The 8,966-nt window shown below is 62.8% G+C and carries 7 protein-coding genes; 3 read left to right on the forward strand and 4 right to left on the reverse strand.

Going from position 1 to position 8,966, the window contains the following annotated elements; all coding sequences use genetic code 11:
* The 3 genes from EN884_RS15175 to EN884_RS15185 all read right to left on the reverse strand — a co-directional run.
* Positions 1-997: sarcosine oxidase subunit beta family protein (locus tag EN884_RS15175; RefSeq protein WP_128360608.1), on the reverse strand; the 997-nt coding region annotated here is incomplete at its 3' end.
* Between the two features lie 82 nt (positions 998-1,079).
* On the reverse strand, positions 1,080-3,491 hold the full coding sequence (locus tag EN884_RS15180; protein ID WP_063169866.1) for an FAD-dependent oxidoreductase: 2,412 nt from the start codon (positions 3,489-3,491) through the stop codon (positions 1,080-1,082).
* 210 nt (positions 3,492-3,701) lie between these two features.
* The gene (locus EN884_RS15185) at positions 3,702-4,361 is read right to left on the reverse strand and encodes a TetR/AcrR family transcriptional regulator (protein ID WP_024501867.1); all 660 of its coding nucleotides are present in this window, start codon (positions 4,359-4,361) and stop codon (positions 3,702-3,704) included.
* 269 nt (positions 4,362-4,630) lie between these two features.
* Between EN884_RS15185 and EN884_RS15190 the strand changes: the two genes are divergently transcribed.
* The 3 genes from EN884_RS15190 (at position 4,631) to EN884_RS15200 (ending at position 7,924) form a co-directional block, all read left to right on the forward strand.
* A complete protein-coding gene (locus EN884_RS15190; protein WP_013528145.1) occupies positions 4,631-6,070 on the forward strand; it encodes an aldehyde dehydrogenase family protein in 1,440 nt (479 codons plus the stop codon).
* 91 nt (positions 6,071-6,161) lie between these two features.
* Positions 6,162-6,737 carry a DUF1349 domain-containing protein gene (locus EN884_RS15195; protein WP_063170443.1) on the forward strand — a complete coding sequence of 192 codons (576 nt, stop codon included), beginning with the start codon at positions 6,162-6,164 and terminating at the stop codon, positions 6,735-6,737.
* 212 nt (positions 6,738-6,949) lie between these two features.
* Positions 6,950-7,924 (forward strand): hypothetical protein, encoded by a 975-nt coding sequence (locus tag EN884_RS15200; RefSeq protein ID WP_063169867.1) that lies wholly within the window; start codon positions 6,950-6,952, stop codon positions 7,922-7,924.
* Positions 7,925-8,109: 185 nt separating this feature from the next.
* On the opposite strand, the gene EN884_RS15210 is transcribed toward EN884_RS15200, so the two are convergent.
* On the reverse strand, positions 8,110-8,966 hold an 857-nt coding region (locus tag EN884_RS15210), incomplete at its 5' end, for an FAD-dependent oxidoreductase (protein ID WP_164895014.1).

Consider the following 8,966-nt stretch of genomic DNA (forward strand, 5'->3'; position numbering starts at 1 on the left):
GCTTGAGCTGGCCGAAGATCGGGAACATCTCCAAAAGGCCGGCGATCACCCCCTCCAGCGTCGGCAGATTGCCGCGCTGCGCGTAGGAGGGGATGCGGTCGAGCCCGCCGCCGATGACGATCTCGCCCTTGTCCGACTGGCTGACATAGACGCCGCAGCCGGGCGACAGCACCACCGTGTCGAGGATCGGCTTGACCGGTTCGGACACGCAGGCCTGCAGCGCATAGGAATTGATCGGCAGGCGGAAGCCGGCCTTGGCCGCCAGCACCGAAGAATGCCCGGCCACCGCCATGCCGATACGCTCGGCACGGATCGCGCCACGCGAGGTCTGGACGCCACGGCAGCGGCCGCCCTCGATGATGAAATCGGTGATCTCGCAGTTCTGGATGATGTCGACGCCGAGTCGGCTTGCGGCCCGCGCATAGCCCCAGGCGACCGCATCATGGCGTGCCGTTCCGGCCCTGCCTTGCCAGATACCGCCGAACACCGGGAAGCGTGCGTCCGGTGAAAAATTGTAGATCGGCGCCACCCGGCGCACATCGTCAGGCGAAAACAGCTCTGCATTGATGCCGTTGATCTGCATGGCGTTGACGGTGCGGGCGCCGATCTCCATCTCGCCGGTCGAGTGGCAGAGATTGACCATGCCGCGTTGCGACAGCATGACGTTGTAGTTGAGCTCTTTCGACAATCCCTCATAGAGCCGGTGCGCCAGCCCGTATAGCTCGACGCTCTCCGGATAATAGTAGTTGGAGCGCACCACGGTGGTGTTGCGGCCGGTGTTGCCGCCGCCGATCCAGCCTTTTTCCAGCACCGCTACCCTGGTGATGTTGTGGTTCTTGGCCAGGTAATAGGCCGTTGCCAGCCCATGGCCGCCGCCACCGATGACGATCGCATCATAGGACAGTTTCGGCTCGGGCGAGCGCCACGCCGGTTGCCAGCCGGTTTGGCCGGCCAGGCCCTCCTTGAACAGCGAAAAGGCGGAATAGCGTGTGGTCATGACGTGCCGGACCGGCCTGATTTTCGGAAAGAAACGTGGATCATCGCATGGTCTTCCGCACCGACGTCACCGGTTCGATCGGTCATGCCCGCATCGCCTTGCCCAGTGGATCGTATGGCGACGAGGCGATGACGCGCGCACCTCTTTCGACGCCGACGATGTGGGTTGTCAACTGCGTATCGATATCAGCCACTTCGCGCTCGACCAGCGCCATGGCGAGGCTCTTGCCGACCGTATGGCCGTAGCCGCCCGAGGTGACGAAGCCAGCAAGCTTGCCTCTATACCAGACCGGCTCGTAACCGCTGGCATCGGCGTCCGCCGCGTCGATTTCGAGCGTCACCAGCGTGCGCCTCGATGAAGCCTTCAGCTCCTTCCGGGCCGCCTCGCGGCCGATGAAATCGCCCTTGTCGAAAGCGATCCAGCGGTCCATCCCGGTCTCATCGGGCGTATAGTCCTGCGTGAACTCGCGCGACCAGATACCAAAGCTCTTTTCGAGCCGCAGCGAATTGACCGCGCTGAAGCCGTATTCGGTGACGCCCAGATACTTGCCTGCCGTCAGCAGAGCGCGGCGCAGGCCCGCGTGCTCATTGGCCTGGCAATGGATCTCGTAGCCGAGTTCGCCGATGACCGAGAGCCGTCCGACCTTGGCCCGCACCAGCCCGACATCCAATGTCTTGCAGGCTAGAAAGCCAAAGGCCTCGTGCGAAACGTCCTGATGTGTGAGGCGCTCAAGCAACATTCGCGCATTGGGACCAGCCAGCGAGAAACCGACGACCGCGTCTGAAATGTCGCGGACGGTGACGCCGTCGCTCATATGCTGCTCGAACCAGCGCATATGCCACTGCCGCAGATAGTAGGATCCCATGATCCACCAGGAGCCATCGCCCCAGTTGAAGACGGTGAGGTCGCCCTTGAGCTTGCCGTTTTCGCCGAGCATAGGCGCGAGCTTGGCGCGACCCGGATTGGGCAGCGCACAGGCAAGCAGCCGGTCGAGCCAAGCTTCCGCCTGCGGCCCGGCGATTTCGTAGCGTGAGAAGGCAGTGATATCGAGCAGACCGACGCCCTCGCGCACCTTGCGGCACTCCTGTGCGACGATGTCGAAGGCGTTGGAGCGCTTCAGCGTCGGTGTCTCGACGAAGCCATGCGGCGCGAAATAGAGCGGCACTTCCATGCCCCATGAATTGCCCCAGCGCGCGCCGGCGGCATCCATCGCGTCATGCGCGCCGGCTGTCTTCAAGGGCCGCCCCGCCGGCAACTGCTCGTTGGGATAGCTCATGACAAAGCGGCGCGAATAGAACTGCCCGGTGGTCTGCCTGATGTATTCGCGGTTGGAGGCGAAATCGCCATAGCGGGCGATGTCCATGCCGTAGACATCGGCTTCCGGCTCGCCATGGATCATCCATTCGGCAAGCGACTTGCCGACCCCGCCGCCTTGCAGGAAACCGGCCATGACGCCGCACGCCACCCAGTAGTTGGGAACCCCGCGCACCGGGCCGACCAGCGGATTGCCGTCCGGCGAGAAGGTGAAGGCGCCGTTCACCCAGCGCTTGATGCCGGCATTCTCCAGGCAGGGGTATCGGCTGAAGCCGAGGGCCAACTCGTCGGCGATGCGGTCGGTGTCTTCCTGGATCAGTTCAATGCCGTAATCCCACGGCGCCCCATCCATGTTCCAGTGCTTGTGGTTGATCTCGTAGATGCCGAGCAGCAGGCCCTTCTGTTCCTGGCGCATGTAGGTGAAGCCTTCGAGATCGACGATCAGCGGCAATTCCTTGTCCAGCGCCTGGATTTCGGGCAGCGCCTCGGTGACGAGATAATGGTGCTCCATCGGCGACACCGGCAGGTCGATGCCGGCCATCCGGCCGACCTGCTTGGCCCACAGCCCGCCGGCATTGACGACGTGTTCGGCAATGACCGTGCCCTTCTCGGTGACTACGTCCCAGCCGCCGTCCGCGCGGCGGTTGAGTGCCAGCACGCGGTTGTGCTCGATGATATCGGCGCCGCGCAGCCTGGCTGCCTTGGCATAGGCGTGCACGACGCCCGAGGGATCGATATGGCCTTCGCGCGCGGCATAGAGTCCACCCAGCATGCCATCGGTGTTGAGAATCGGGCAGCGCTGCTTGATCTCATCGACTCCGACCAGGTGGACATCGTCGATGCCCATGGTCTGGAAGATGCGGTATGACGCTTTCAACCATTCCCAGCGCTCCGGCGCGGAGGCGACCGAGATGCCACCGGTCATGTGCATGCCGATGCTCTGGCCCGATTCTTTCTCGACCTCGGAGAGCAGGTCGATCGTGTAGGCCTGCAGGGCGGCGATGTTGGGATCGGCGTTCAGCGCATGGAACCCGCCGGCCGCATGCCAACTCGACCCTGCGGTCAGCACCTCGCGTTCGATCAGCGCGACGTCGCTCCAGCCGAACTTCGCCAGGTGATAGAGCACCGAGGCTCCAACCACGCCGCCGCCGATGACGATCGCCCGATATTGGGATTTCATCCTGTCGCACTCCACCCAGCCAGTGTGGCGTACCCTATCGGTATTGTACATATGTGTCTAGAGGTTGGCGGACAGCGGAATGAGCGCCCGTGCGCCGCTCTGCGCCGATACGGCAGAGGGCTCCTCTGCTGCTGTCGGCAGCAACCGTGCTTGCTATTGGGCCGATGCACGACGCGAAATCGTCAGGCCGCGGCGGCCGAGCGGCCCGTACTATCGATTGCGCGAAAGCGTCTTCTCGACATAGCGCGAGAAGTCCTCGACATCCTCCGCCGGAGGCTCCTGGCCGGTGAAGCTGCGCAGATAACCGGCGACGTGAGGCAGGCGGCTGCTCATCGGCTCGTTGAGCTCAAGCGAGTAATAGCCGATCTGCATGAAATACAGCACGCGGGCCCGCACGAAGGCATCCTCCTCGTCGTAGCCGTGACGCATGAACATGTCGCGTATGGCGTTGACACGCTCCTCGTCGGCCTCGTCTAAGGCGCGCCTGATGGCGGGCGAGCGACGGGCCCAGGCCCTGATCGCGAAATCCAGCTGGGGGTCGAACAGCCTTTCGTCCACCCAGCATTCGAAAATGCTCATCACCCCGCGTATGACGGTGGCGGAAGGCCGCCTGGCGCGTTCCACGATGAATTTGGTATTCGTCTGCCGCCAGTAGTCCAGCAACTGATCGAGCAGATCCTGCCGGCTCTTGAAATACCAGTAGAAGCTGGAGCGCGACACATCGAGCTTCTGGCCAAGCGTCAGCACGCGGACGCGTTCGACTCCGTCAGAGATCAACGTTTCAAGCGCAAGCTTCAGCCAGTCTTCGCGAGTGGCCTTGATGTTGCCGGTGGCGCCGGCGCGCTGAATCGTCGTTTCGAGAGCTGCCATCGACACGACGCATGACATGCTGCCTCAGGCAAATCAAGGCTATGGACATAAGTGTACAGGATGAATCGGCCCAAGCGGATTGATGCACGATGGAGGTTGGCTGCATCGAGGCTCGATGGGGAATCGTCGTCGCCCGCCATCCGCGCGGCGCAGGCACGGGGATTTTTGTCGCGGCTGGCGGTTCACTGTTTGCTTTCCCGCGAGGCAATTGTCTGGCAAATACCAGTTCAGACAGATGCCCGCGCGGCCAACAAGCAGGAACATACGATATGACGCTGTTTCGAAAGAACCTCATCGATGGCGAGTGGGTCGGCGATGCCGGTTCGCGCAACATCAACCCCTCGGATACCGGCGACGTCGTCGGCGACTATGCCTCGGCGGGTGTCGAACAGGCCCAGCAGGCGATCGCTGCGGCCAAGGCAGCGTTCCCGGCTTGGTCCCGCTCCGGTCCGCTGGCGCGTCACGCGGTGTTGAAAAAGGCCTCCGACGAGATTCTGGCGCGCAAGGACGAGATCGGCCGCAATCTGGCGCGAGAGGAAGGCAAGACGCTGGCCGAAGGCATCGGCGAGACAATTCGCGCCGCCCAGATATTCGACTTCTTTGCCGGCGAAACGTTGCGTTTGACCGGAGAGGTCGTGCCGAGCGTGCGGCCGGGCGTCGGCGTCGAGATGACGCGCGAGGCGGTCGGCGTGGTCGGCATCATCACGCCGTGGAATTTTCCGATCGCTATTCCGGCCTGGAAGATCGCCCCGGCGCTGACACACGGCAACACCGTCGTCTTCAAGCCTGCGGAACTGGTTCCCGAGAGCGCCTGGACCATCGTCGACATCCTGCATCGCGCCGGCCTGCCGAAGGGCGTGCTCAATCTCGTCATGGGCAAGGGCTCGGTCGTCGGTCAGGCGATGCTCGACAGTCCCGATGTCAACGCCATCAGCTTCACCGGCTCGGTCGGCACCGGCAAGCGCGTCGCTGCGGCAAGCATCGAACACATGCGCAAGTTCCAGCTTGAAATGGGCGGCAAGAACCCGCTGGTCGTGCTCGACGATGCCGACCTCGCGATCGCCGTCGATTGCGCGCTCAATGGTGCCTTCTTCTCGACCGGCCAGCGTTGCACCGCCTCGTCCAGGCTGATTGTGGCTGACGGCATTCACGACCGCTTCGTCGACGCCCTCAAGGATCGCATGAGCAAACTGGTCATCGGCGATGCGCTCGACGCGCAGACCCAGATCGGTCCTGTCGTCGACGCGACGCAGCTGAAGCAGGACGAGGACTATATCGCCATCGGCGTCAGGGAAGGTGCCACGCTCGCCTTCGGTGGCGAGCGGCTCGACCGCAAGACGCCGGGCTTCTACCTGCAGCCGGCGTTGCTGACCGAGGCGACCAACGCCATGCGCAGTTCGCGCGAGGAGATTTTCGGGCCTGTCGCCAGCGTCATTCGCGTCAAGGACTATGACGAGGCGCTTTCCGTCGCCAATGACACGCCCTTTGGCTTGACCTCCGGCATCTGCACTTCGAGCCTCAAGCATGCCACGCACTTCAAGCGCAATTCGGAGGCCGGCATGGTGATGGTCAACCTGCCGACGGCGGGTGTCGATTTCCATGTTCCCTTCGGCGGCCGCAAGGGTTCGAGCTATGGGCCGCGCGAGCAGGGCCACTATGCGGCGGAGTTCTACACCACGGTGAAGACGGCCTACACATTCGCGGGCTGATCAGCCGTCGACCGATCAGCCGGGCTGATCGGTCACTGCCGACCACGCCGGCAACCCCGCCATGCACATCTGGATTGGAGCGGCGCGAAGGATGACAGTGCAGGACCTGACCTGGCTTAACCCGCCGCCGCACCATTCTATCGACGGCGACAGCGTTCGTGTGCGCACCGGCAAGGAGACCGATTTCTGGCGCGAGACCTTCTACGGTTTCTGGCGCGACAATGGCCACTTCCTGCACCGGCCCGTCGAAGGCGATTTCACCGCCGAGGTCACCGTCAAAGGCGACTACGAGGTGCTTTATGATCAGGCGGGGCTGATGGTCCGGCTCAGCGAAACCCATTGGATCAAGGCCGGTATCGAGTACACCGACGGCCTTGCCTATTTCTCCGTCGTGGTCACCAACGACACGTCAGACTGGTCGCTGGTCGCCATTCATGCCGGTCCGGGCGGCGTCAGGATCCGGCTGACCCGTCACGCCGAAACGATCCGTGTCCAGTATCTCGATGCTTCCGACGGCCACTGGAAGCCTGTGCGGCTCGCCTACTTTCCGATCTCCAGGACGGTCGATGTCGGCATGATGTGCTGTTCGCCGCAACGCGAGGGCTTCGAGGTCACATTCTCCGGCTTTTCGGTGGGGCCGCCGATATCGCGGGAATTGCACGATTGAGACGTGCGGCCTTGCGCCGACCGCAAGCCCTTCGACCTTTGTCATAATCAAGTCTGTAGATCGAGCCTCGCCGGCGGCTGCGCCTGTCGTAAGTTGGGTTCTCCGGAGCCGGAAGGGGTATTGCGGGGAAACTTTTGGCCTTTGTTCCGCTCAAGGCGAATATGTCGGGCAGCACGTTGCAACGGTATTGGCATCCGCGCTAGGAGTTGCCCATGGGCAGGTTGCGAAGGGCAGTCAAAAGAGCCGTCTATTCCAGGGCGCTGAGATTTCTTGGCGTTCCGCCCGTGCTGTGGTCGCAGGGGATCGGACATTTCTGCGATTTCGCCGGGCCGCGCTGGTATCGCAACGCGTCAACCGCATCGACACAGAGCGAGGCATTTTTCCGCCAGCATTACAGCGGCGCACATGGCATCGTCTGGCTGCGTCTGAGCACCTTGTCCAGGGATGCGCAAACCTGTGATCTCGACACGTTCGTCAGGATCGTGTTGCCGACGATCACGGCACCGTTCACGCTGCTGACGACCGATGGCGATGCTTCGGTGCCGTCTGATCTGGCGAAGGGCACCGTCGACCAGCTTCTCGCCAACCCCTTCCTGGTCTCCTGGTACAGCCAGAATTGTGACGGCACTCACCCCAGGGTCAAGCCTTTCCCGATCGGGCTCGATCTTCACACGCCTCGGTCCTTCGCCACGCCGGAAGGGCTTGTGAAGCAACTGGAAATCATACGCGCCCGGCAGGATCATGTGGACCGCCGCCCGCCCAGACTGTTCTCTGATTTCAGCATCAGCAATGGCTCGAGACAGCGCCGGGAACTGCTTGATGTCCTGCGCGGATGTCCGCATGTCGATTTCCTGGCGAAACGCGTCTCGCAGCGCTCGATCTGGCAACTGTACTCGCAATACCCGCTTGTCCTGTCCACCGAAGGCAACGGCCTGGACTGCCATAGGACATGGGAGCTGTTCTATCTCGGCTGCATCGTCGTCACCAAGACCTCGCCGCTCGACCCGCTCTATCAGGGTCTGCCGGTCATTGTCGTCGACGACTGGCATGAGGTCAGGGACCCCGATGCGCCAAGGCGCTGGATAGAGCAGGTTAAGCATCTGACCGAGCGCGACCATGTTTGGGGACGCTTGCATCCGCAAACCTATCTCGAGCCCATTCGGCAAGAACTTCTGCACGCACTCTGACAGGGCAGCCACGAAATTGGAGTCGCGGTCGGCAGGGCCCGCAGGATCCGCGGAAATATAGAGCCGGCTAACCTCTGGATGGCACCGACGTTTGGCGGATATCCGAGATGGTCGACGAGGCTTTCGTCAAGCGCCGCATCGTCGCCGAATGTCCGATGCACCAGCTGCGGCAGGCTGCCGGAATGTCACCATCGCCTGGACCACGCCAACCAGCGGCCAGCCAGATGCTTCCATGATGAGGTGAGCCTTGTCCGCCGATAGGTGTCGCCGGCCATCTTTATGCCTAGCGCCTGCGTCGGGAAGGGATGGATGACGTCGGCCAGCGCACGCAATCCCATGCCCGATTTGATGGCCAGCGACACCGCATTGATCATCTCACCGGCATGGCTGGCGACGACCGTGGCGCCCAGGATGCGGTCGGACCCTTCCCTGACGTGGATTTTGACGAAACCCTCCTCCTCGCCGTCCATGACCGCCCGGGCGACATCGTGCATCAGCACCGTATAAGTCTTGACCGGGATGCCGTTCTGGCGCGCCTCCGCCGGATAGAGGCCGACATGGGCGATCTCCGGATCGGTGTAGGTGCACCACGGAATGACCAGCTCGCTCAGTTTCCTGCGTCCGAGAAACAGGGCATTGCGCACGACCATGCGAGCTGTGGCCTCGGCGGTGTGGGTGAATTTGTAGGCGAGGCAGACATCGCCCGCCGCATAGATGTGCGGATTTGTGGTGCGGAGATAATCGTCCACCTTGATACCGTCGGCATCGTATGCCACCCCGGCGTTTTCCAGGTCGAGGCCGTCGACATTGGGCGATCGGCCGATGCCGGTGATGATCTCGTCGACGGAAATCGTTGTCGTGATGTCGTCGCACACCAGGTCGGCGAGCTTCTTGCCGCCTTCCGTTCGCACCGCTACCACCTCGGTGTTGAGGCGAACCTCGACACCTTCGCGCGCCAGCGCGTCCGAAAGGATCTGGGCGGCGTCGCGTTCCTCGCCGGGCAGGAACATCGGTTCCCGTTGCGCCAGGATGACCTTGGCAC

Origin of the sequence: Mesorhizobium sp. M7A.F.Ca.AU.001.01.1.1, from assembly GCF_004022735.1 — a bacterium.
GTDB lineage: Bacteria > Pseudomonadota > Alphaproteobacteria > Rhizobiales > Rhizobiaceae > Mesorhizobium > Mesorhizobium ciceri.